Origin of the sequence: Prochlorococcus marinus XMU1404, assembly GCF_017696175.1 — a bacterium.
Taxonomy (GTDB): domain Bacteria; phylum Cyanobacteriota; class Cyanobacteriia; order PCC-6307; family Cyanobiaceae; genus Prochlorococcus_A; species Prochlorococcus_A marinus_X.
The window spans coordinates 518,704-542,289 of the sequence record NZ_JAAORE010000001.1 but is presented as its reverse complement, the minus strand read 5'-3'; the positions used below and the strand labels follow the sequence as shown (position 1 = coordinate 542,289).

The 23,586-nt window shown below is 33.6% G+C and carries 28 protein-coding genes; 11 read left to right on the top strand and 17 right to left on the bottom strand.

Annotated elements, in window-relative coordinates:
* Position 1: 1 nt before the first annotated feature.
* Complete coding sequence (locus HA144_RS03100) at positions 2 to 685, top strand: TIGR04283 family arsenosugar biosynthesis glycosyltransferase (RefSeq protein ID WP_209042323.1); 684 nt, start codon at positions 2 to 4, stop codon at positions 683 to 685.
* Here HA144_RS03100 and HA144_RS03095 read toward each other — a convergent pair whose 3' ends face one another.
* The 3 genes from HA144_RS03095 to hisG are packed head-to-tail and all read right to left on the bottom strand — an operon-like array spanning position 686 to position 3,663.
* Positions 686 to 1,216 (bottom strand): GNAT family N-acetyltransferase, encoded by a 531-nt coding sequence (locus tag HA144_RS03095; RefSeq protein WP_209042321.1) that lies wholly within the window; start codon positions 1,214 to 1,216, stop codon positions 686 to 688.
* Positions 1,216 to 3,012 carry an ABC transporter ATP-binding protein gene (locus tag HA144_RS03090; protein WP_209042319.1) on the bottom strand — a complete coding sequence of 599 codons (1,797 nt, stop codon included), beginning with the start codon at positions 3,010 to 3,012 and terminating at the stop codon, positions 1,216 to 1,218. The genes HA144_RS03095 and HA144_RS03090 overlap by 1 nt, the downstream gene beginning before the upstream one ends.
* Positions 3,013 to 3,024: 12 nt before the next feature.
* Complete coding sequence (hisG, locus tag HA144_RS03085) at positions 3,025 to 3,663, bottom strand: ATP phosphoribosyltransferase (RefSeq protein ID WP_209042317.1); 639 nt, start codon at positions 3,661 to 3,663, stop codon at positions 3,025 to 3,027.
* 40 nt (positions 3,664 to 3,703) lie between these two features.
* Between hisG and gloB the strand changes: the two genes are divergently transcribed.
* The 3 genes from gloB (at position 3,704) to HA144_RS03070 (ending at position 5,174) form a co-directional block, all read left to right on the top strand.
* On the top strand, positions 3,704 to 4,444 hold the full coding sequence (gene gloB / locus HA144_RS03080; RefSeq protein WP_209042315.1) for a hydroxyacylglutathione hydrolase: 741 nt from the start codon (positions 3,704 to 3,706) through the stop codon (positions 4,442 to 4,444).
* Positions 4,445 to 4,468: 24 nt separating this feature from the next.
* Positions 4,469 to 4,861 (top strand): Rid family detoxifying hydrolase, encoded by a 393-nt coding sequence (locus tag HA144_RS03075; RefSeq protein ID WP_209042313.1) that lies wholly within the window; start codon positions 4,469 to 4,471, stop codon positions 4,859 to 4,861.
* An 85-nt stretch (positions 4,862 to 4,946) separates the two neighbouring features.
* A complete protein-coding gene (locus tag HA144_RS03070; RefSeq protein ID WP_002806681.1) occupies positions 4,947 to 5,174 on the top strand; it encodes a DUF3136 domain-containing protein in 228 nt (75 codons plus the stop codon).
* A 5-nt stretch (positions 5,175 to 5,179) separates the two neighbouring features.
* On the opposite strand, the gene HA144_RS03065 is transcribed toward HA144_RS03070, so the two are convergent.
* The 8 genes from HA144_RS03065 to HA144_RS03030 form a co-directional block, all read right to left on the bottom strand.
* The gene (locus HA144_RS03065) at positions 5,180 to 5,419 is read right to left on the bottom strand and encodes a 4a-hydroxytetrahydrobiopterin dehydratase (RefSeq protein WP_209042311.1); all 240 of its coding nucleotides are present in this window, start codon (positions 5,417 to 5,419) and stop codon (positions 5,180 to 5,182) included.
* 74 nt (positions 5,420 to 5,493) lie between these two features.
* Positions 5,494 to 5,742 carry a carboxysome peptide B gene (locus HA144_RS03060; protein ID WP_209042310.1) on the bottom strand — a complete coding sequence of 83 codons (249 nt, stop codon included), beginning with the start codon at positions 5,740 to 5,742 and terminating at the stop codon, positions 5,494 to 5,496.
* Between the two features lie 18 nt (positions 5,743 to 5,760).
* On the bottom strand, positions 5,761 to 6,012 hold the full coding sequence (locus tag HA144_RS03055; protein WP_209042308.1) for a carboxysome peptide A: 252 nt from the start codon (positions 6,010 to 6,012) through the stop codon (positions 5,761 to 5,763).
* Between the two features lie 2 nt (positions 6,013 to 6,014).
* Positions 6,015 to 7,544: a carboxysome shell carbonic anhydrase gene (locus tag HA144_RS03050; RefSeq protein WP_209042306.1), complete on the bottom strand. Its 1,530-nt coding sequence runs from the start codon at positions 7,542 to 7,544 to the stop codon at positions 6,015 to 6,017.
* Positions 7,545 to 7,550: 6 nt separating this feature from the next.
* The gene (csoS2, locus tag HA144_RS03045) at positions 7,551 to 9,845 is read right to left on the bottom strand and encodes a carboxysome assembly protein CsoS2 (protein WP_209042304.1); all 2,295 of its coding nucleotides are present in this window, start codon (positions 9,843 to 9,845) and stop codon (positions 7,551 to 7,553) included.
* 81 nt (positions 9,846 to 9,926) lie between these two features.
* Positions 9,927 to 10,268 carry a ribulose bisphosphate carboxylase small subunit gene (locus HA144_RS03040; RefSeq protein WP_011862568.1) on the bottom strand — a complete coding sequence of 114 codons (342 nt, stop codon included), beginning with the start codon at positions 10,266 to 10,268 and terminating at the stop codon, positions 9,927 to 9,929.
* A gap of 88 nt (positions 10,269 to 10,356) precedes the next feature.
* Positions 10,357 to 11,772: a form I ribulose bisphosphate carboxylase large subunit gene (locus tag HA144_RS03035; RefSeq protein WP_011862567.1), complete on the bottom strand. Its 1,416-nt coding sequence runs from the start codon at positions 11,770 to 11,772 to the stop codon at positions 10,357 to 10,359.
* A gap of 69 nt (positions 11,773 to 11,841) precedes the next feature.
* Positions 11,842 to 12,153, bottom strand: a complete 312-nt coding sequence (locus HA144_RS03030; RefSeq protein WP_002807869.1) for a BMC domain-containing protein — start codon at positions 12,151 to 12,153, stop codon at positions 11,842 to 11,844.
* Positions 12,154 to 12,481: 328 nt separating this feature from the next.
* On the opposite strand from HA144_RS03030, the gene rdgB reads away from it, so the two are divergent.
* Entirely contained in the window at positions 12,482 to 13,066 is a 585-nt protein-coding gene (rdgB, locus tag HA144_RS03025) for an RdgB/HAM1 family non-canonical purine NTP pyrophosphatase (protein WP_209042302.1), read from the top strand.
* 24 nt (positions 13,067 to 13,090) lie between these two features.
* Here the strand turns inward: rdgB and HA144_RS03020 are convergent, their stop codons facing one another.
* Positions 13,091 to 13,861 (bottom strand): BMC domain-containing protein, encoded by a 771-nt coding sequence (locus HA144_RS03020; protein WP_209042566.1) that lies wholly within the window; start codon positions 13,859 to 13,861, stop codon positions 13,091 to 13,093.
* A 97-nt stretch (positions 13,862 to 13,958) separates the two neighbouring features.
* On the opposite strand from HA144_RS03020, the gene HA144_RS03015 reads away from it, so the two are divergent.
* The 4 genes from HA144_RS03015 to bchL all read left to right on the top strand — a co-directional run bounded on the left by HA144_RS03015 (position 13,959) and on the right by bchL (position 18,395).
* The gene (locus HA144_RS03015) at positions 13,959 to 14,327 is read left to right on the top strand and encodes a hypothetical protein (protein WP_011818054.1); all 369 of its coding nucleotides are present in this window, start codon (positions 13,959 to 13,961) and stop codon (positions 14,325 to 14,327) included.
* Positions 14,328 to 14,484: 157 nt separating this feature from the next.
* Positions 14,485 to 15,741 carry a ferredoxin:protochlorophyllide reductase (ATP-dependent) subunit N gene (locus HA144_RS03010; protein ID WP_209042300.1) on the top strand — a complete coding sequence of 419 codons (1,257 nt, stop codon included), beginning with the start codon at positions 14,485 to 14,487 and terminating at the stop codon, positions 15,739 to 15,741.
* A gap of 5 nt (positions 15,742 to 15,746) precedes the next feature.
* The gene (locus HA144_RS03005; protein WP_209042298.1) at positions 15,747 to 17,318 is read left to right on the top strand and encodes a ferredoxin:protochlorophyllide reductase (ATP-dependent) subunit B; all 1,572 of its coding nucleotides are present in this window, start codon (positions 15,747 to 15,749) and stop codon (positions 17,316 to 17,318) included.
* Between the two features lie 189 nt (positions 17,319 to 17,507).
* Positions 17,508 to 18,395, top strand: a complete 888-nt coding sequence (bchL, locus tag HA144_RS03000; RefSeq protein WP_011818051.1) for a ferredoxin:protochlorophyllide reductase (ATP-dependent) iron-sulfur ATP-binding protein — start codon at positions 17,508 to 17,510, stop codon at positions 18,393 to 18,395.
* 6 nt (positions 18,396 to 18,401) lie between these two features.
* On the opposite strand, the gene HA144_RS02995 is transcribed toward bchL, so the two are convergent.
* The 3 genes from HA144_RS02995 to psaM form a co-directional block, all read right to left on the bottom strand.
* The gene (locus HA144_RS02995) at positions 18,402 to 19,406 is read right to left on the bottom strand and encodes an SDR family NAD(P)-dependent oxidoreductase (RefSeq protein ID WP_209042295.1); all 1,005 of its coding nucleotides are present in this window, start codon (positions 19,404 to 19,406) and stop codon (positions 18,402 to 18,404) included.
* A 54-nt stretch (positions 19,407 to 19,460) separates the two neighbouring features.
* Positions 19,461 to 19,808, bottom strand: a complete 348-nt coding sequence (locus HA144_RS02990) for a hypothetical protein (RefSeq protein ID WP_209042293.1) — start codon at positions 19,806 to 19,808, stop codon at positions 19,461 to 19,463.
* A gap of 83 nt (positions 19,809 to 19,891) precedes the next feature.
* Entirely contained in the window at positions 19,892 to 19,996 is a 105-nt protein-coding gene (psaM, locus tag HA144_RS02985) for a photosystem I reaction center subunit XII (protein WP_025887817.1), read from the bottom strand.
* 137 nt (positions 19,997 to 20,133) lie between these two features.
* Between psaM and HA144_RS02980 the strand changes: the two genes are divergently transcribed.
* The gene (locus HA144_RS02980; RefSeq protein WP_245152804.1) at positions 20,134 to 20,811 is read left to right on the top strand and encodes a lipoyl protein ligase domain-containing protein; all 678 of its coding nucleotides are present in this window, start codon (positions 20,134 to 20,136) and stop codon (positions 20,809 to 20,811) included.
* Between the two features lie 37 nt (positions 20,812 to 20,848).
* Here the strand turns inward: HA144_RS02980 and HA144_RS02975 are convergent, their stop codons facing one another.
* The gene (locus HA144_RS02975) at positions 20,849 to 22,072 is read right to left on the bottom strand and encodes a site-2 protease family protein (RefSeq protein ID WP_209042289.1); all 1,224 of its coding nucleotides are present in this window, start codon (positions 22,070 to 22,072) and stop codon (positions 20,849 to 20,851) included.
* A 55-nt stretch (positions 22,073 to 22,127) separates the two neighbouring features.
* Here HA144_RS02975 and HA144_RS02970 point away from each other — a divergent pair, with 55 nt between their 5' ends.
* Entirely contained in the window at positions 22,128 to 22,784 is a 657-nt protein-coding gene (locus HA144_RS02970) for a phosphoribosylanthranilate isomerase (RefSeq protein WP_209042287.1), read from the top strand.
* Here HA144_RS02970 and folE read toward each other — a convergent pair.
* Positions 22,781 to 23,521 carry a GTP cyclohydrolase I gene (gene folE / locus HA144_RS02965; protein ID WP_079317710.1) on the bottom strand — a complete coding sequence of 247 codons (741 nt, stop codon included), beginning with the start codon at positions 23,519 to 23,521 and terminating at the stop codon, positions 22,781 to 22,783. The genes HA144_RS02970 and folE overlap by 4 nt on opposite strands.
* Positions 23,522 to 23,586 lie beyond the last annotated feature (65 nt).

The window sequence follows — 23,586 nt, the reverse complement described above, 5'->3', positions numbered from 1 at the left end:
TTTGTCGAACATCTCAATTATTATTCCAACTATCAATGAAGCCAATAACTTGCCATTATTGCTTTCAGACTTGTCGATTATTCACAAAGATGGAGAAATTATTATTGTTGACTGCGGCAGTAAAGATAAAACAATTGATCTAGCAAAGATTTATGGGGCGAAAGTATATAAATCCAAAGAAAAAAATCGAGGTTTACAACTAGATATTGGTGCTAAGAATTCAAAAGGGGAATGGCTAATATTTTTACATGCTGATACGAGATTAACTCATGATTGGTTTAGGAAAATAAATTCAATCTTAAGGGGCGACAAGAAGTATATTTACTATTTTAAATTTAAAATTAATCACAAAAAGATAATTTACAGATTCCTAGAGATTCTTGTAAATTTGAGAAGTCAATATTTTAAAAAACCTTATGGTGACCAAGGTTTAATAATTCATAGAACTAACTACCTTAAGAATAATGGTTTTAGAAAGATACCTCTAATGGAAGACGTAGATTTTTTAAGGAGATTAAACAATAAAAAAGATTTAAAACAATTAAATTTACCCATTTTTATAAGTTCAAGAAAATGGGAAAAAACCAATATTTTGCTCCAAGCGATAAAGAACTGGAACTATAGAAGAAGGTGGTTAAAAGGCGAATCGACAAAATCTATCTATTCTGACTACTACAAAAAATAATTAATTTGCATACCAAAAAGCACATTTAGAACCTCTTGGCTCTAATGTCCAACCTTGTCTTTTGTAAAATGAAACCACTTCCGCATCAGCAAAGAGAGTAACTTTTGAAATCCCAATATTTTTTAATTCTTTTAAGATATATTTCATCAACTCTTTTCCTAATCCAAGGCCTTGATAGACAGGATTAACAGCTACGTCCCACACTGTTGCCTCTAGGATTCCATCTCCAGTACATCTTGCAAAGCCTACTAGCCTAGGAAATTTATCATCGTGACGCCATAATCCAACCACCAAAATACTAAAATCCAAAGCTCTTTTAACTCTTCTTATTGGCCTTCTGCTCCAACCAACAGTTTGCAAGAGTTGATCTAGCTCTATTAGATCTAACTCTTTGCTTCTACTACATACAAAAATCTCTTCTTTATTTTTTTGAGTAAATTCATAAGAATTCACACCATAAATATCTGAAAGTTCATCTTTAGGTATGTTGTTAGATTTTTTTATTGAGGGCCCTTGGTTTCTGAAAATCATTAAAAATTCGCAAATCCTTTTTGTTGAAGCTCAGAGAGCTGAAAATACAAACCCTTTTTCAGTCTTAATTCATTATGTGTCCCCTCTTCAACTAATGATCCCCCTTTTAAAACTAAAATCTTATCAGAACTTTCAATAGTTGCCAGTCTATGCGCTATTACTAATGCTGTTCTTTTTGTAAGAATTCTTTCAAGATCTTTCTGCAAAGTGGCTTCTGTAGAAGGATCCATAAATGCTGTAGCTTCATCCATTATCAAAACGACAGGGTTTCTAATCGCCACCCTAGCTACTGAAAGAAGTTGTCTCTCCCCAGAAGACAGATTACCTCCTCTTTCTCTAAGAAAGGTATTCAAACCATTTGGTAATTTTTTTAACAAACTATTTAACCCTAATTCTTTACAAAGAATTTCTAATTCAAAATTGTCTATATTCGCATTTAGTTTCAAATTATCTGCAACATTTCCACTAAAGATAAATGTATCTTGTAAAACGACTCCCAACATATTTCTAAGGGTTGCGATAGGAATATCTTTTATATCTATATCATCGATTAAAATTTCGCCTGATTGAGGTTCATATAATCTACATAATAATCTAATTATGGTTGTTTTACCTGAACCAGTTGGGCCTACGAAAGCTACATGCTCTCCTGGATTTATCAAGAAAGATAAATCTTTTAGGATATGCTCTCCTTCTTTGTAGAAGAAACTAACATTCCTGAATTCGATTTTTCCCTTAAATTTCTTATTTAAATTTTGAAAATCTTGCGAAAAATGCTTTTCAGAAATAGAGTCTTTAATCTGAATTTCTTCATCTAATAATTCATTTATTCTCTCGACAGCTGTAAGACCTCCTTGAATCTGAGTAAATCTTTCTGCTAGTTGTCTTAAAGGTTCAAATAGTCTTTGGGAATATAAAATGAAAGTTGTTAATGTGCCTAAGCCAATATTTCCAGAGGTAACCAGATACCCTCCAACTGCTAAAACTAAGGAAACTGCGGCAAGTGAAATCCACTCTATAAATGCTGAAATGCTACTGTCATAAAATATTGTTCCATTTACTGCTCTTTTATAAGCAAGTCCAGTATTAGAAAATTTCTTGCTATTAAAACCCTCTCTTCTAAACATCTGTACTACTTCTAAACCTTGAAGATTCTCTTGAAAATCAGAGTTAAGTTGAGATAATTCTTCTCTTACTTGATAATTAGCCTTTCTATAACGTTTTTGAAGCCAAATAATGAAATATGAAACTGGGATTTGAGTTAAGAGTAATAAAATCGCAAGTCCTCGGTCAATTGAGAGCATTGTCAAAGAAATTACGATCAGACTAACAAAGTCAGCAATGACTCCAACCGCCCCACTACCAAAAACCTCGGCTAGAGCGTCAACATCATTAGTTAATCTCGTTAACAATTTCCCTACAGGCATTTTGTCGTGATAGTTAAGAGATAATGATATCGAATGATCAAAAAGTTCTCTTCTTATCCTTGCTGTCAAACGTTGACCAACTGCTTGGATATTGTAAGTTTGATATCCTTGCAAAACTAACCTAAATAAAACAGTTATAAATAAAGTTAAGATTATTGCATTTATTGATTGCCCAAAGAAAGTTTTACTTAACCAAACATCTGTGCTTTCATTTTTAAGAATAGTAATTGCCTGGCCTACTAATAGTGGTTGAATAGCTCCAGAGAATGATACGGGTAATAAAACTATTAAGATCAAGTAGATTGCTTTTTTGTCTTTTGTTAAATATTTACCTAACTTTTTAATCCTTCTAAAATCATTAAAAAACATTTAACTAATCTTCTATAGAGCATTAGTTGATTCTATTGATAAAATCGTATCTCTGAGATGATTATCATCTAACCTCATAGATAAAGGATTTCCTATTAGTCTTGCAGTCGAGTAGAAAAGATCGTCTATTTTAATTAAACCATTCTCTTGAAGAGTCTTTCCAGTTGCAACCAAATCAACTATTGCTTCTGCCATACCTGTAAGAGGACCAAGCTCTACTGATCCTGTCAAATGAACTATTTCTACAGGTATATTTAATTCATCAAAATAAGATCTTGCTGTTTTTGTAAATTTACTTGCTACTTTACAATTAGCTGGAAGATCAGTTGGTTTGGAATAATTGCTATTTTTCTTAACCGCCAACGACATATGACAACCCCCAAATCCTAAATCTAATAATTTTGCGACTTTTAATTCAGATTCGAGTAGGACATCATACCCAACAATACCCAAATCAGCTTGGCCATAACTAACGTAAACGGGGACATCTCCATTTCTTACTAATAATGCTTTAGCCCGTTTGCAATTTGATTCAAAGGTTAATGATCTATTATTTTCGTCCAATGCTGCAGAAAAATCTAATCCAGCTCTTTTAAAAGTTGAAATTGAATCTTTTAACAGAGCTCCTTTAGGTAAAGCTATAGTAAACATAGATCAATTTCTTCAAAGCATTCTTAATTCTAAGTTAACAATGGAATTTAATAAAGCTCGAAATATAATAGGAATCAGAGTTTTAAATGATAACGTTATTTGGTTGTGGGTAAAAGATAAATCCGTTGTAGTTATAGATCCATCTGTACACGAACCAGTAATTAAATACATAGATGAAAATAATTTACACTTAAAAGCTATTTTGCAAACGCATCATCATTCAGATCATATTGGTGGGACAAAACAACTAATGGAAAGATGGCCAAATGTAAAGGTGATTGCTTCTTCCAAAGAAAAAAAACGAATACCTTTTCAAAATGTATCAGTAAAGGATGGAGAAAATTTAAATATTCTAGATGAAGAAGTAAAAATAATTGAAGTATTAGGGCATACAAGCTCACATATTTCCTTCTTTTTGAATGGGGCAAATCCTATTCTTTTTATAGGTGATACATTATTTTCTGGAGGCTGTGGAAGAATTTTTGAAGGAACTTATCAACAAATGTATTCATCTCTAGAAAGAATCAAATTCTTACCAAAAAATACTCTTATATATTGTGCACATGAATATACTAAGGCAAATCTATTGTGGGCTTTGCATCTTAAGCCTGAGGATCAAGATATAAAAAATAAACTTTCGGAAGTTGAGAAAAAACTTTCTCTTAAAGAATTGACAATTCCATTTTTACTAGTTGATGAGATGAAAATAAATCTTTTCTTAAGAGCAAGAAATTTGGAAGAATTTACTTATTTAAGAGCAAATAAAGATTTATGGGTTTAAATAGATTGGTATCTTCTTAAACAAATGTCCACAAAGCAAGTAATTAAAACATCGAACGCTCCAGATCCAGTCGGACCTTATAATCAAGCAATAAAAGCCGGTGATTTTATTTATTGTTCTGGCCAAATTGCTATAGACCCAGCTTCAAATGAAATAACATGTTTGGGTGATATAAAAAAGGAAACTATTCAAGTTTTAAAAAATCTAGAAGCGGTTCTTAAAGCCGGTGGAGCAAAAATAGAGCATATAATAAAAACAACTATTTACTTGACCGACCTAAGTAATTTTCAAATCGTCAATCAAATATATAGTGATTTTTTCAACGTAGAGAATCCTCCAGCAAGGGCCTGTGTGGAGGTTTCATCCCTACCTAAAGGAGTTTTAGTTGAGATAGATTGCGTTGCATTTCTAGATTAATTTCTATTTATTGAGATATTTGAAATATGATCCAAATATGCACCATATTTGTATAGATTATTAAATGGTTATTCCTCTTTAGTCTATGTCAGCAGCAAAGCTAAATATAGATGAGTTAGAAGCAGGTTATCCTTTATTTTGTAAAGCTCTAAGACTATTAATCTTAAAAGGTAATTCAGTAAAAGATATAGAAAAGACAGTATGCTGGGGACATCTAGAAACTCTAAATAGATGCCTGCCAGGAAGATATAAAGCGCCTACATATTTGATGGCTTTAATCAAAAGAGATATTGCTAAGCCTAATAATTATTGAAAGGATTAATCTTCCAAATAAAATGTATCTATATCCTTTGAAAATTCTTTTTCTTTAATAGATATTTCTTTACTATCTAAAAATATTGAAAGACTAACAAAATTTTTACCAAAACTGATATTTGGATAGATTTCTTTTTCTTTACATAATTTCTCAATTTTCCCCATAAATTTGCTTATTTTTGAGTATTCCTCAAATTCAAATCTTTTTTCAATCCTTGAAGGTGATTCTCTTTCATTCCACATTTAATTCTTTATTCAGGAATAATTACACTATACAGTCAACAAAGTTTCTCAAAAAATTTTTTTAGTTGAAGTATTTATTCATTCTCCCAATAATCAATAATCCCGCCAATAGTTAAATCGGTTTGAACTTCTGGATTAGGGCAAGCAAATCTTGCAGCAGAACCGCTAGCAGTAAAAACCCAGTTACCCTCTCTCGCGCCTACAGGATCAACAGCAACTAACTTCTTTCCCTTATTATTTTCCAAAATTCTTAAATTCATATGGCCTAAGCCAGCAACTCTTTGAGTACATACCATTCTTCCAAGTACCTTCATGATTTCCACGATTTCTTCCTCCTATTTTTAAGCTTTGTCAGGATCCCAATGATCTATTATTCCTACAATAGTTAAATCACTTGGATACGATTTGCTTCCTGCAGCTTCCCTAGCGGCAGAACTTCCAACACAAATGACCCAATCTCCTGGTTTACAGCCGACGGCATCTACAGCAACTTTACTTGAAGTACCATCCAATACAACTTGTAGATGTTTATGTTCAAAACCAGGAATCCTATTGGTAGAAACAAGTGGTTTTACAACCTTGCAAATTAACATAACTAGTGAGCCTCCTCTGATTTTTTATCTAAAGACATTCCAATAATTTGGGCGGAATGAATGTCGTCCCTATCTCTAATAGTAGAGCAAGTATGTAGAAAACCTTGATCAACTAAATCTTTATATCTAATTGATATCGCATTATTAACTCTTTCACAATCATTTATTGCTCTCTCTTTTGCACCGGGTACTTTGCCAGAGTAATCAAATCTTATAACTACTGGAATAGGTAGATCTTGAGAAACATTTAATCCAGTAAAAATCTTCACTCCTACATCTAAATCTGGAGCCCCTTCTTCGACTGTATCTAAATGAGCAAAATAAGTTAAATTTCTGAGATGAACTTCTTTGAAACCAATACCAACTCCAATAAACCTCTCTGCATGACCAATATCTTCATAAGAACCATTATGAAAACTTTTAACATAGTCAATTTGAGAAATATTATTGACAATTAATTTATACATAAATTTTTCCAGACCCTGGAGTTTATCTTTTGAAGAATTCGTAGAAATTATTTGACAAATTTCTTTCTCTGCATCCTCTTTCGAAAAATTTATCGTTGAATTATAAATATCTAATGTAGAAATAGTTTTTTCTAAATCTATATTGCCATCGCTAGTTGACAAATGAATTTTTAATGAATCAGTGTCTGTATCAAGTCCAATCAACATTAAATCCACAGATGCACCGCAGCAAAAGCTATTCTCTACAGCCTCTTTGAAAGCATATAGTTTATTTCTACCTTCTCTTGCAGCTAACTCGTCATTACTTCCATGAGCTGCGCATCCCTGATGAAGAGGATCTACTGAACTAAAATGATAAGTTACAACTTTTAAGTACCTAGTATCTTTATGAGCTTCATTAGGAATATTCTCTCTATATCTTTTATGTTCAGTTTTTACCCATCGATTTACTGTATTTTCAATATCAAACAGTGCTCCAGCATGGGATCTTCTTCTTACTGAACTAAAAGGTATTCTCATAACATAAGCAACTGAATGAGCTAATCTCCCATCTGAACAAGGAGTTATATCAAGTAAATGTATTCCACAATCTAAAAGAAATTTCTCAAAATCTTCCGCATCCCTACTTCCTTTAGCACCTTCAAGTGGATCGTTTTTAAAAAAATTATCACTGAGTTTCTCATGCTGTTTGAAAGAACACCATGCATATAAAGCTCTTATATCAAGAGGTTTAACCCAAGATTTATCTAATACATGAAGGGGTAAATCTATTCCTAAATTTTTTCTAGATATTGTCTGAGCCTTTGCTATAAAATCTTCATGATGTTGTATTCGGGCAATTTCCTTAAGAGTTGGAACAATCTTGTCAAAATCACTTTTTATTTTGCTTTCATACTTAAATAGATTTTCATTTTGAATATTATTAGTTAATTTGTGAGAATTTCCAGAATTTCTAAAATTATTTGATTCTTTAGTTTGTATATGAATATTTTCCGTAAAAGTTTTCATTGGAGCTGTTGGCCCCAATGTGAAGTTCTTGGCTTTAGCCAGTCCTCTTAAAGGCATTATTTATTAACCTCTTGCACCACCTGAAAAGGTAACAAGTTGTCCTTCACGAGTATTACCACTAGATCCAGTTACCAAGAAATCCGGTTTTTCTACATCCTCATTTCTCTTAACCTCTAAAGGGGGCATTGCGCTAATAAAACCTGCTCTTGATGGATTTCTCTTTCTTGAAGAAGCTCCCTCTGTACCTGTCACCTTATCACCACGATCCCAATCATCACCAGTTACATTTCCCACTGATTGTCCTTCACCAGTAATCCTAGAAGCGACTCTTTTCTCTGGTGTATTTGCAGCACGATCAACCTCTTCAATTTCCATTTTTTGTTTATACGTTATATTTTTATTCGGTTCAAACCTAAATTTTTCAGTGCCAGTGACCTTATCAACTGCCATATCAAAAGGTCCTGTTACCTTTGAACCATTTTCATATTCATTACCTGTAACACCTTGAGTATTTTTTTCAGAATATTTATCTCTTGATGGTGATTTAACAGAGAATTCCTTCCAAGAGTTACCTGCCGACTTTTCCGGATTCGCATAAGCCGCATCTTGTGGAGGATTATCACAAGCTTGTGAGAGCTGATCTCCACCAACATAGGGAGTACCTGTTAGATTTTTACAAGCACCTTTCTTAGCACCTGTCATTACTCCGCCAATTCCTGGTTGCTGTCCTGTAAGTCTGGCATTTGAATTATTTCCAGAATTAACTGTTGCTCGGGATTTCATATCTTCTGAAATCTCAGTACTACAATTTTCATTAATCTGATCTAAACCTGCGTATGGTGTTCCTGTTAACACTTTGCATGAACCTGGTTCATCTCCAGTTACTATTTCTGATCTTCCTGTCATAGTGCCGCTTATTAAATTTGACTTTGAAGAAAGGCTTAAACCTACTTTTCTAGCTTCTGGTTTTGGTTTTGAAACGCAAAACTTCTCATATTGTTGAGATCCTATGTACTCATCGCCAGTTACATTCTTACAACTCCCATGTTCATTGCCTGTCATATGGTCTGATCTTCCAACCCCTGTACCAGTTACATTGTTCCCATTAAGAGTGTTGTAACTGCCTACTTTTTCAAATGCTTTACCTTTTGGATTTGGCTCAGAGCCAAGATATTGATCTCCAGTTAATTGATGTCCAGAACCTGATTCATCTCCAGTAACTAGGGTTGATCTACCTGGAAGTGATCCAGATACTTTTAATCCATCATTTGTAGTACTATGTTTAACCTTTGAAGGATTTTTTGGAACATCGCCACAATACTTCTGTGATTGATTAGCAGATACATATTCAGTACCTGTAAGATTTTTACAAGTCCCTGGCTCATCGCCTGTGACCCTTTCAGATCTACCAACTTCATTTCCAGTTACTTTATTACCTGATGTTGTAGAGGTAACTGTAGATCTAAGTGGTTGTTTATAACTTTGTCTATCTTGACAAAATTGGTCAACTACTTCTGCTCCCATATATTGAGTACCAGTGACAGTTCTGCATGTACTTGCTTCATTACCTGTAGTTTTTACAGATCTATTAGCTTGTGTTCCGGTAACTATTTGACCTGAATCAGTTTCACTTTTACCAACTTTCCAGCTAGCATCCGCAATATTTTGTTTGGACCCATTTTTATTTGGACCACATGGTCTACATTTACCATTACCTTTTTTGCCTGTAGCACCAGTTTTACTTCTTAGCTCTCTCACTCTCTGAGAAATCTCTCTACTACTTAAATCTGGGTCTCCCCTTCTAGCTAAAGAAGCTGCACTGGTATTTTGTTTAGTTGCTGATTTACCATGCTTAGATTGAGCTTCTCTTCTCGCTAAAACAATATCTCTACTAGTATTAGTAATAGGCTTTCTCTTCTGATTAATTCTTCTTTTAACGTTTGGTTTTGATGTTTTAATTTCTGTATTATGTGAATTTTGAACTTCTTGATTTCTGCTTATAGTTGATTTAACTGTGTTTACAGGACTTTCTTTTTTAACATCAGTACGGGTTCTATCGGATGAAGTTATAGCTGATTTCCCATGGGTAGACATTGCTTTTCTTCTCTCTATTACTAACTCTTTACTAGATAAAGTTGTTGAAGAATTTCTGTTTACCTGAGTTTTTGGAATATGCTTTGTAGCTGGTTTAGAAATATTATGATTATTAGAAGAAGACTGAGTCCCAGAAATTTGTGTATCTTGAGAAGATCGAACTCTATCTTTGGTGGTTGAAGAATAAGCAGCAGCTTTTTTACCGCTATCACTCATCGCCTTTCTTCTTTCAAGTGCAATCTCTCTACTGGTTTTTTTTGACATAATCTTCAAATGTGAAACTCTTTTGAAAAACTTTCTCCAAAAAATTTTTTTGGAGAAAGATATTAACTACGATAAGTAGCTTTAACGGCCTTGGAAAACTACAAAAGCTGTTCCTTGACTTTGAGTGTAAGCATCGTATCCGATGATTCTTACATGATGATCAGGGTATGCTCTATGGCATGCCTCTAATTCGCTCACGATCAAGTTAAGATCTTTTTCCCCAAAGAATGGGAGTTTCCAATAAGACCAATAAGTTTGCATACATCCACTAGGATGAACATGCTCAATAACTGGACTCCAACCTTGAGCAATTATGTACGCAATTTGGTCATATATTTCTTCCTGGGTCATCGGTGGTAAAAAACCGAATGTTTCCAGGGTTGCAACTGTTTGATAGTCGCTTACTGTGCTCTGGAAAGGCATAATTAATCAAAATGTGAATGAATTACTCGTAAAAACGAGATTTTAATAAGTTTGAGGAGAATAAATCTCCTCAATTTCGAAACTTGAGTTAACCTTGAACATCAAGCTTGTCGACAGTGTCAAACTCAAACTTAATTTCCTTCCAAGTTTCTAGAGCAATAGCTAATTCAGGACTATGCTTAGCAGCTTCCATAAGAATGTCTCTACTCTCTTTTTCGATTTCGCGACCAGCATTACGGGCTTTTACACAAGCTTCTAAAGCAACTCTGTTAGCTGCAGCTCCAGCAGCTGAACCCCATGGATGACCATGTGTTCCTCCACCGAACTGAAGGCAGGAATCATCTCCAAAGATCGCTAGAAGTGCAGGCATATGCCAAACATGGATACCACCTGATGCGACTGCAAATACTCCAGGCATTGAACCCCAATCCTGATCAAAAAAGTTACCTCTTGATCTATCTTCAGGAACAAATGACTCTCTTAAGTTGTCAATATAACCAAGAGTTGTTTGACGATCACCTTCAAGTTTTCCAACAACGGTTCCAGTATGTAATTGGTCTCCTCCAGATAGTCTCAAACATTTTGCAAGAACTCTGAAGTGAATACCATGCTTTGGATGTCTATCAATAACAGCATGCATAGCTCTATGAATATGCAGAAGCATGCCATTTTTACGACACCAATTAGCTAATCCAGTATTTGCAGTAAAACCACCAGTTATATAATCATGCATGATGATTGGCATATCTAGCTCTTTTGCAAATTCAGCTCTTTCATAGAGTTCTTCAGGAGTGTTAGCAGTGCAGTTTAGGTAGTGACCTTTAACTTCTCCAGTTTCTCGTTGAGCAAGCTTAACTGCTTCTGCAACAAACTCAAATCTTTCTCTCCAACGTTGGAATGGTTGAGAATTAATATTCTCATCATCCTTAGTTAAATCAAGACCGCCTCTAAGACATTCATATACAACTCGACCATAGTTTTTACCAGATAATCCTAATTTAGGTTTGATGGTACAACCAAGTAGAGGTCTTCCGTATTTGTTAAGTCGATCTCTTTCAACTACGATTCCATTTGGTGGACCACCGCAAGTTTTAATGAAAGCAATTGGGAATCTAATATCTTCTAGACGTAGATGTCTTAGAGCTTTAAATCCAAAAACGTTTCCTACAAGAGATGTTAATACGTTTGTAATTGAGCCTTCTTCAAAAAGATCCAAAGGATATGCAATAAAAGCATAGAAAGCTTCAGGATCTCCAGGGACGTCTTCGATTCGATAACAACGTCCTTTATAAAATTCTAAGTCAGTAAGTAACTCGGACCAAACTGTTGACCAAGTACCTGTTGAAGATTCAGCGGCAACAGCTGCTGCAACTTCTTCTCTTGGAACACCTTCCTGACCTGTACATTTGAAACAGGCTAGTAAATCGGTGTCTAGGGGGACATATTCTGGAGTCCAGTAGGTATCTCTGTACTCCTTTACCCCTGCGTCATACTTCTTACTCATAAAGATAAATTTAGATCTGTGTAGGGAAAATAATTATTGTGCAAAATTTATAAATCTTGCTTTACTTAATTAGTCCTTTTGACCAAGAAATTCACCGTTACCTAGAGCAGGTTCAACTTCTCTATGAGGACGAGCAATAATGTGAGCTGCAACTAAACCGTCACCAACTCTTTCACAAGCATCAGCACCAGCTCTTACAGCTGCGTTAACTGCGCCTGTTTCGCCTCTAACTAATACTGTGACATAACCGCCGCCAACGAATTCACGACCAATAAGGCGAACTTCTGCTGCCTTTGTCATTGCGTCTGCTGCTTCGATTGCAGGTACAAGTCCGCGTGTCTCGATCATGCCGAGAGCGATGCCCATTGTTTCTGTAGCCATTGTCTACTAATTACTAAATGTGGAATGTTCAATTCGAAGAATGCTTCATTAAGTACTTATAAGTCAAGCGTTTTCGACAAAATCTCCATTAATGTTTTTTCTATCATTCATAAGTTAAACTTATCACCCTTGGTACTATTGATATGTCAATACTTATGCAAATTAGTTAGTGCATCAAAACATACTGTTGTGTTAAGAAAAAATTTACATTATGTTATTTACCGTACGAGGCAGGCCCTGTCTACACAGGTGTGGAATGTTCAACCTTTCCTGTCTCCGTATCAAGCTTTGAAGTAAGATAATATTCACAATAAATTTATTTGTTATTTTGAACCTTCCAGTTCTAACTATTGCTAGTGGCAATGAAAGAAAAGTATCTGAAATTTCAGAGATGCTGGATGTTTTGTCTTTAAAGGTTCAGAAGCAACCAGAATATTTAAATGTCGAAGAGACTGGAAACACATATTTTGAGAATGCACTTCTAAAAGCAAAAGCAGCTGCTTTAGAGACTAAAACTTGGGCATTAGCTGATGACTCGGGTCTTGAAGTAGATGTTTTAGATGGTCGGCCAGGAATTTATTCTGCTCGATATGCCAAAACTAATGATGAGAAAATTAAAAAATTAATTAATGAACTTTCTGATAGTCCTTATAGGAGTGCAAGATTTATAAGTTGCATGGTTTTGTGCGATCCCTCAGGAAACTTAGTTAAAGATACAACAGGAATATGCTGGGGAGAAATTCTTAAGAACCCCAAATATCCAAACGGGGAATTCGAATCTATTTTTTGGGTAAAAGAGTCTAACTGTGTTTACGGTGAGCTCTCACAATCACAATTAAATAAATTAGGTAGTAGAGGTAAAGCTGCAAAAATTATGTCACCTTTTTTAAAAAAAGAGATAGGTTTAAGTTAAAAGAAAGTTTAAATTAAAAAATTCTCAATAATTTGAAATTTCTTCAATTGCTCTTATAGCAGCAGCTGCAGCCTCTTCTACATCCCCTTCTTTCCCAGCGAGAGTTAATCTACCAAAAGCTCCAACTGCCTTAACATCAACAACAGTTATATTAGATGCCTTTTCAGCTTCATTAGCTGCTTTTAAAACATAACCAGCTGGTTCAGTTTCTAATATAAACATGCTCATTCCAGATTGAATCATTGATCCACTTCTGTTTTGTCTATTTATTAAAACTGCATGATCTGGAGTAATCGCTCGAATAACTTCAGTCCAACTCGTAGCAGGTTTTGTTCTTTTTCTCACTTCGCTCCCAATAGCATCTAGAACAACGTCTCCAGAATGTAAAACCGTGCTTTGATCTTTATGGTAAAGAGCAAGAGATCCAAATGCTCTTTCAACAATCATCTGACCAAGTCTTACATTACTTGCTTTTAGTGCGATATCAGTAACTCTATGAACAGCCATCCCGGGTGAAACTTCCATCCAAAGACATGAATCACCAGGAATAGGTAAAAAACCTCTACTAACAGTTCCCATATATGCGGCTAATTGAGGTTGCAGAGAATCTAAAAAAACATATGTTCTTAACTCAATTTGCTCAACTTGACTTGCTTGTCTGGATACCAGAGACTTTTCTGAATCGGTAGTAATAAAACAGCTAGCACCATTGGCCTGAGACTGCACCTCAGATCCTGTGACTAGAGAACTCCCTTTTTTTCGTTCTCCTCTGTTTAAGCTAGAAGTTGGTTCCATTGAGGCGACTATAACGGATAATGGTTCATTTTTTCTATTAAATTTACTTGCATGCTTACCACAAAACGATAACTTCAAGTAAAAGATATGCATTTTTATGGGAACTTCTCAAAAAAAAGAACCAAATGTTTCTGGTACTGAAAAAGAATTAACTCCTGATCAAACTCTTGGATTAGTTAGCCTAAGCTTGATGCAAAAACTATCTCAGAAAGACCCATCTTTTAGCTGGTTAGAAGAAGATAAAATTGAGAAAGTAAATCTTAAGAACCTTAGAGATAGATTGGAGTTAACCCAATTAGCTATAAATACTGGAGCACCTTTAACCACTTCAGAAGTGACAGCTCTAATTGGAGCTAAACCAGGAAAATCTAAGTTAGAAAGAGCAGGATTATTAGCTACGAAAATAGCTAGAAATGTATGGAAGCTTTCAAAAATAAGTCAAGGAAATTCCTTCTACAGAAATTAAAATACTCCCTAAAAGTTTTTTTCATAATTCCCATTTAAGTATTTAAACATTCATATAAGTTTTTTAAATGTGTTCATTTTGTAAGAGAACTTATTAATTACTTTCTTAAATTAAAAAGTTTATGCAAGCTTGAAATACAAGCTCTTGAAATTTTTTAATGAGTAAAGTTGAATTTAATAAGGAAACTGGGCCCAGGGAAGTTTTTTGTGGGTTAACTTCAATAGTCTGGCTCCACAGAAGAATGCCTGATGCGTTTTTTCTGGTAGTAGGCTCAAGGACATGTGCTCATTTAATTCAAAGCGCTGCTGGAGTTATGATTTTTGCTGAGCCAAGATTTGGGACGGCTATTCTTGAAGAAAAAGATCTTGCTGGTCTTGCTGACGCTCATGAAGAATTAGATCGAGTGGTTAATGATCTTATTGCAAGAAGACCAGAAATAAAAACTCTTTTTCTAGTTGGATCTTGTCCAAGTGAAGTGATCAAATTAGATCTTGCAACTGTCGCAGAGAAATTAAATAAAAGATTTTTTGGTCAAGTAAGATTCGTTAATTACTCTGGCAGTGGGATAGAAACAACTTTTACCCAAGGAGAAGATGGCGCATTAAAAGCTTTAATTCCATTAATGGAGTCATCAAATGAGGAGAAATTGTTATTAGTTGGGACACTTGCAAATAATGTAGAGGATAGGTTTAAAAAGATTTTTAAAAATTTAGGAATTTCAAAAATTGAGAGCTTCCCACCCCGTCAATCAACTGAATTGCCAAAGATTGGCAAAAATACAAAAGTTTTATTAACTCAGCCTTATTTAAGTGATACCGTTCGAGACCTAAAACATCGTGGTTGTGAAATAATTTCGGCTCCATTTCCTCTCGGTATCGAAGGAAGTACTGAATGGATTTTAGCTGCAGCGAAAGCTTTCAAAATTAGTGAACTTAAAGTTCATGAAATTATTTCGCCTTTAATTAGTAGAGCAAAACTTGCTCTTGAATCTCACAAAGAAATACTTAAGGGGAAAAGATTATTTCTTCTTCCTGAATCGCAACTGGAGATATCTTTGGCAAGATTTTTGCATAATGAATGCGAAATGGATCTTATAGAGGTAGGCACTCCTTACCTAAATAAAGATTTAATGAAAGAGGAGATAAATTTATTACCTGATAATACAAAAATTGTCGAAGGGCAGCATGTAGAAAAACAATTAGATCGAGTGAGAGAATCTAATCCAGACTTAGTAGTTTGTGGAATGGGTTTAGCTAACCCTCTTGAGGCGGAGGGGATTAGTACCAAGTGGTCAATAGAAATGGTATTCAGTCCAATTCATGGAATTGATCAAGCCGCAGATTTGGCTGGTCTCTTCTCCAAGCCTTTAAAAAGAAATCAAATACTAACTTCAAAAACTTTAGTAACTCATTAAAAACTATGGAATTAACTCTTTGGACTTATGAAGGACCACCACATGTTGGTGCTATGAGAATTGCCTCGTCAATGAAAGACATTCATTATGTGCTTCATGCCCCCCAAGGAGATACATATGCAGATCTTCTCTTTACAATGATCGAGAGGAGGGGGCAAAGGCCTCCAGTAACTTATACAACTTTTCAGGCTAGAGACCTTGGAGGTGATACAGCTGAATTAGTGAAGAAAAATATTAAGGAAGCAGTTGAACGATTCAAACCCAAAACTCTTTTAGTCGGAGAAAGTTGTACAGCAGAACTTATCCAAGACCAACCTGGAGCTCTTGCGAAAGGGATGGGGTTTGATATGCCGATTGTGAATCTTGAATTACCTGCTTATAGCAAGAAAGAAAATTGGGGGGCCTCAGAAACCTTTTATCAATTAACAAGAACCCTTTTAAAAGAAAAAGTAAGCTATTCAGAGAAAATAAGTCCTCTAAGGTGGAAGGAATTTGGGCGTAGACCAAAAGTCAATATACTTGGCCCTTCATTACTAGGTTTTAGATGTAGAGATGATGTAATCGAAATCCAACGCATACTTTCAGAGCAAGGAATAGATACAAACGTAGTTGCTCCATTAGGTGCTAGTCCAGATGATATTGAAAGACTAATTGATGCTGAAATAAATATTTGTCTTTATCCAGAAATTGCGGAAGCATCATGCGAATGGCTTAAACGGAACTTTGGAATGGAATATTCAAACACTATTCCAATTGGAATAAAAAATACAATTGAATTTATAAATGAAGTTCATAAGAAATTAGATCTTCCTTTGACGAATAAAAAAGAATTAGAAAATAAATCAAAACTTCCTTGGTACTCAAAATCAGTTGACTCAAATTATCTAACCGGCAAAAGAGTTTTTATTTTTGGTGATGGAACACATGCAATTGCAGCAGCCAAAATTGCGAAGGAAGAATTGGGTTTTGAAGTAGTTGGTCTTGGAACGTACAGCAGGGAGATGGCCAGGCAAGTAAGAGCTACTGCAAAAGATCTAAATGTAGAAGCTCTGATAACTAACAATTATCTAGAAGTGGAAGATGCCATGAAAAAAGCAGCCCCTGAATTAGTTTTAGGGACTCAAATGGAAAGGCATAGTGCAAAAAGACTCGGCATTCCATGCTCAGTAATTAGTACTCCAATGCATGTTCAAGATGTTCCTGCAAGATATAGCCCTCAAATGGGATGGGAAGGAGCAAATGTGATTTTTGATGACTGGGTACACCCCCTAATGATGGGATTAGAAGAGCATCTTATTGATATGTTCAAACATGACTTTGAGTTTGTTGATGGTCATCAAAGCCATTTAGGACATACAGCGACAAACACAAAGGAAATTTTAAAATCTGACGAAAAAAAAGAAAAAAATAGTAAAGAAGGAATTATTTGGACTGAATCTGGTAGAGCTGAATTAACAAAAGTTCCATTTTTTGTAAGAGGTAAAGTTAAAACAAATACTGAAAAATACGCAATCTTGAGAGGAATTCCAGAGATAAGCGATGAAACTCTCTACGATGCCAAAGCATATTTCAGTTAATTTTTACTAATAAACTATAATTAAGTCATGAGTATTTTCACTCATAATCTAATAAATTTAATCCTAAAAATTCAGTTATAAGAACATATTTCCCGCTTTTAATACAAATAAATACATATTTGTTTAGAAACATATTTCATGTGTATTTGCGCTGCAAGAATATAAATAATAATGTGTTTTAAGCTTTAAATGACAAGTACTATAAATAGACCTCTTGATGGAGAAGGAAGTGTTCAAGTAAAACAAGATCCAAAAATAAATATTGAGGAAGGGGCTTTAGTTATTGCCGTGTATGGGAAGGGTGGCATTGGAAAATCAACTACATCATCAAACCTTTCTGCCGCATTCTCAAAATTAGGTAAAAAGGTTCTACAAATTGGGTGCGATCCGAAACACGATAGTACTTTCACTTTGACACACAAAATGGTTCCTACAGTTATCGATATTCTCGAAGAGGTAGATTTTCATAGCGAAGAATTGAGACCAACCGATTTCATGTTTGAAGGTTTTAATGGCGTAATGTGCGTTGAAAGTGGAGGTCCCCCCGCCGGGACAGGGTGCGGGGGATATGTAACCGGCCAGACAGTTAAACTATTAAAAGAACATCATTTATTAGAAGATACTGACGTTGTTATTTTTGATGTCCTGGGAGACGTTGTTTGCGGAGGATTTGCAGCTCCATTGCAACATGCAAATTATTGTCTAATTGTTACTGCTAATGACTTCGATTCAATATTCGCTATGAATAGAATTGTCTCTGCAATTAAAGCAAAAGCAAAAAATTATAAAGTCAGATTAGGTGGGGTAGTCGCAAATAGATCAAAAGACACAGATCAAATTGATAAATTCAATGAAAGAACAGGTTTAAAAACTATGGCCCACTTTAAAGATGTCGACGCCATTAGAAGATCAAGACTAAAAAAATGCACCATTTTTGAAATGGAACCAACTGAAGATGTTATTGAAGTTCAAAATGAATATTTATCTCTTGCCAAAAATATGCTTGAAAACGTAGAACCTTTAGAAGGTAATCCACTTAAAGATAGAGAAATTTTTGATTTATTAGGATTTGATTAGTCTAAATTAATCTAATCCAACCAATTGGCTTGTTAAATCATAAGTTTGTTTAGAGGTCTTCGTATCAATTATTCTTTTTGACAACTTTTGAGAAAAAGCTTTTCTGCCAGTTTTCTGACGATTTCCCCAGCTCCAATGGACCGATGGTTTAGCGAATTCTTTATAAGTTGCCACTTGAGCGACCCTCTCTCCTGCCATTCTTTGTGAAACATATCCTTTTGTTATGAATTTTTGAAATATCGGGAAAAGAAATCTAAATAACCAAGGTGTATCTCTAAAAAGTTTTGTATCAGCAACACATCCAGGATATAGAGAATTTACAATAATTTTATCTGCAGGATATCTTTTTGATAATTCCTGAACGGTCACCATATTGCAAAGTTTACTATCCTTATAAGCCTTACCAGGTTTGAATTTCTTTCCATTCGCCATACTTATTGGAGATAAAAAACCATTTTTGAATCCAGATAAATCTCCCAAATCAGCTGGAGCAGGTATGGGGATCCTTCCTCCAAGTTCTGAATAATTAGCCGTAACAGTCCCTAATACTGTAATTCTTGGCTTGAATATAGTTGATTTGCCATTTAAAACAATTTCTCTTTCAGAAGATAAAATATTTTCCATAAGTAGGTTTATCATAAGAAAATGCCCAAAATGATTTACTGCCATAGAGTTTTCAAAACCTTGCGGAGATCTTTCAGGTCTCTTTAGTCTTGGCTTATAAACCGCTGCATTACAAATAAGAGAATTTATTGGGTTTACAAATCTTTCCAATATTTCATCGCAACCTTTTCTGACCTCATCCAAATTAGAAAGATCTATCTCTATAAAGTGAACATTTTTAATTTCCTCTTTCGACAATAATTCATCAGCTATTTTTATAGCTCTTTTATTAGATCGATTAACAGCTATGACTTCCCATCCAAATCTTAAAAGAGGTTTTAGAGTATTTAACCCAACTCCTGAAGTTGTTCCTGTTATTAGGACTAAACCTTTAATGTTCTGACTCACTAGCAAAAAAGTTAATAGAAAAATGACAAGTTAAAAGATTATAGATCTTCCTTATCAACGCCATATTACTCTGATAATGTCCCTAGAAATTATTTGATCTTGATCCTTCATAAATCTTTGCTCACCTTCAGAAGAGAATAAGTCATCAAACCTACTTTTTAAAACATTAAATCTATATTTTTCGAATAAAAATGAATCTTGAATTTCCCTTAATCTGTTTAACCTGACCTTGGAGCTATGACCAAGTTTAGTCAAACTTATTATTGCTAAGAGTGAAAAGCAAATTTTTATAATTAGAAAAACAAAAGATACAAAATTTTCATGTTTATTTTTTTTTATTTTAAATGCAGAATCTAGATATTTTTTGTAAAAAATACTATTTGCACGAAATGATTTGGACAAATTAAGTGATTGATATTTTACTGAATAAGTTAATTCAGTCTTCCTATATTATTACCTTAAAAAAATATATTTTCTAATAAATTTTAATTTCTACCCAAACTAATCCCTAGCCTTAACGCTAAAACTCCTGCATGCATAACTACTATGAGGCTTAATGCAATTAAATTTATTGTTTGAGTTGGCTCCATGGTTAAAAAAATGTTTCCTATATTCTCCACTGAAAAGAGGAGATTTGAAACACTATTACAAAATGATGTTACGTAATTAACAAATTGAAAGAAAAAATTTATTGAAAATTATCATAAATAAACCTACAAAGTAAATTTTGGGAATAGAAAATCAAGCTTTAATTTTTTCGACAAATAATTTATCTGGTTTTGATCAAATGGCTTTCGATTTAAATTCTTTAGATCAGACTATTTTTAAAGCTGAAATAATACTCACATTGAGGTTCTACTATTGGACTGGGGATTGGATTTCAATTGGTTATCACCAAAAGGAAATTCCTCCTCATTGGGAAAAATTATTATCAAATGGAGAAATTAACATTGTCAGACGTCCTTCTGGAGGGGGGGCCGTTTTGCATTCAGGAGGCATAACATATGCATTAACATTTAAAAAGTCTTACTATAAATTCCTAAGTTATGAAATGGTAAATAATTGGTTAATGAAAAGTTTCAGAGAATTAGGTCTAAATTTACAAAATGGTAGTTTAAGAAAATCACGCATTAAAACAAATTGTTTTGGAACTTCATTAATTTCTGATTTAGTTGATCAAGATGGGTTTAAGAGGATAGGTAGTGCCCAATATCGTAAAAAAAATGGATTCCTTCAACATGGAGAAATTCAAACAAATCCTTCAAAAGATTTGTGGTTCAAATTATTTAAAGAAGAAGCTCCACCAAAAGTAAATCTAGACCTCACAAATGATGAAATTGTTCAACATTTAACAAATTCATTCTTAGCTAATAATTCAAATCTAAATTTTAAAAAATTACCATAGATAATAAGAATGTTAAAAATTTTAATGATACCAATTCTTAAAGATCTCCTTTCTGCTTCATTGCATAAACTATTCTTGGCAATTCAATTCCCAAAGGATACTTATTATTATCATTAAATTTATTTACAATCTCTGAAGGCAAATTAAACCCTAATTTATTCAATACAAAGTTTCCAATTTTAGATCTATCAATTATCCCTAAAGGCATATCTGCAGAATTGAGAACCAATATAAAACCTTCACTTGTTTCTTCAAGTCTTTCTATGGTTTGCCATAATTTATCGTTACTGTAAACATTTACAAGACTATCGATTGGTTTCTTAAAATCTCCAACAAAGTTCTGTTCCCATTTTTTTAAGGAGACAGTTTTTAAAATTTTTTCATCAACAAAACCAGTCCATCTACCATTATTCGTAACAAAAAAATATTTATCTGACGCGTCCTTTTTATTTTTTATTAATGAGTTTAATTCTTTGAAATTAGAATCGAATTCAATTTTTCTCAATGGCTTTAATTTAAGTTCGGAAACTTTACTAAATTTAAGTATATTTTCAATTTTAAAAAATTGACTTTCAGACTTTGAAGAATTAACTCCAAACAAACCTAAAAAAGAAAGGATAAAACCATAGTAAAAGTTAAATTTAAATAAACAAATTATCCCAAATATTAGAACTAAAAAAGATAAAGATAAATTTACTTTATTTAGGAAATTTCTCCCTTTGTTTTTACTCCCAGAGAAATGCCAAATAATACTTTTTAATAAATTTCCTCCATCTAAAGAACCAATTGGAAGCAAATTTAAGAAGCCTAAGAATAAATTTAATATACCTACTCTAGAGATTATATCAATGGATATTATTTCTTGAGATGTACTGTTGCTACTAATTAAAAGTAGGATAGATGCTGTAACAAAACATAATAGAGGTCTAACAATTGCGATTTTTATATTACCTAAAGCAGTTTGACAATACTTATCTATTTGTAAAATTGCCCCAAGAAAATAAAAAGTAATTTTTTTTATTTTTACACCCTGATTTAAAGAAACAAAAGTATGCAAAATCTCATGAGAGATAATAGATGTTAACAAGAAAAAAGAACTTAAAAATCCTATAATCCAAGCTTCTTTAGTATTGTAGATATCACTTGAAGTTAAATTAACCTGATTACTTATACTCCATGAAAATAAAAAGAGAATCGCAAACCAATAAGGATGAATTTTGAAGGGAATTCCCCATATTTTAAAAATTTGCCAACTTCTCAAAAATAATCTCCGCTATATTTAGCAATAATATTAATTTTACATAAAGGATAATGATATGCCCAAGACTAATACTTTAGTTAAAATTTGTGGACTAACTTCTGAAGAACAAGCTCTTCAAGTCGCTAAATTAGGAGCACATGCCATTGGCATTATTTCGGTTGAAGAGTCTCCAAGGTATGTATCAGCTCAAATTAAGAAAAAAATATTTAAAACCCTAGAAAATTTTTATCCAAAAATCGATAGAGTAACTGTTGTGCAAAATTGTCCTATAGATTTAATTATCAAAAACTTCTTAGGCAACCCAAGTGAAACTATCATTCAATTACATGGAGATGAAGATATTGACTATTGCAAAAAAATAAGGGAAAAAATTCCCTATATTGGCCTATGGAAGGCTTTCAGAATAAAAACCGAAAAGGACATAGATAAAATAAAACCTTTTGAAGATTTTGTAGATGCGATACTACTTGATTCTTGGAATAAAGAAACTTATGGAGGTTCAGGAAAAAAAATAAATTCTATTTATTTAAAGAATTTACAATTTAGCAAACCATGGTGGTTGGCAGGTGGAATATCAATTGAATGGATTAATGAAATTCTTACTGACTTCAAACCAGATGGACTAGATATTTCAAGTGGTATTGAAATATCTCCAGGTTTAAAAGATATTAAAAAAACAGAGGATCTTTTTAAGTTATTAAAAAGAATTTAATAATTATTAGTAGCTGACTGCTGTTTTACAAGCTCAAAAAATTCTTGCTTTAAACTTAAATCGTGTCTAAAATCGCCTCTCACAACAGAATTAATCATGCTTGTATTTGGTTCTTTGACTCCCCTCCACTTCATACAATAATGTTGGGCCTTTACAATAATGCCTAAACCTTTAGGTTCGCAGAGTTTTTCAATTTCATCTGCAAGGATCATTACAGCTTCTTCCTGAATATGAGGTCTTGAAAAAACCCAATCAGCAACTCTCGCAAATTTTGAAAGTCCTATGACTTTATTCCCAGGTTTAATACCTATCCAACACTCTCCTAGAATTGGAACTAAGTGATGCGAGCATGCAGATCTAACAGAAATTGGGCCGACTGTATAAATCTCATCAAGATTCTTATCATTTGGGAAACTTGTAACTTTAGGTTGTTGGTGATATCTGCCTTTAAAAACTTCATTTAAATACATTTTTGAAACTCTTTCAGCAGTTTCTTGAGTATTATGATCATTTTCAACATCTATTATGAGGGACTTTAGTAAGTCCTTAACTCTTGAGGCAACTTCTCTTTCTAAAATCTCTAATTCTCCCGGATTTATAAAATCTGCAATGTTATCGTTGGCGCTAAATCTGGTTCCAGAGTTCTTGATTCTGTCTCTTATAATTTCTGAGATTAATTTATTAGTAATCTGGTCGTCAAAGTTTCTAATATTATCGTTGGGTAATGTAGAGGTCATAAAATTCTTGACAGAAAATTGTACGCAACTTAATTAACTGTATCTTCCTATAGCTTAATTGCTTA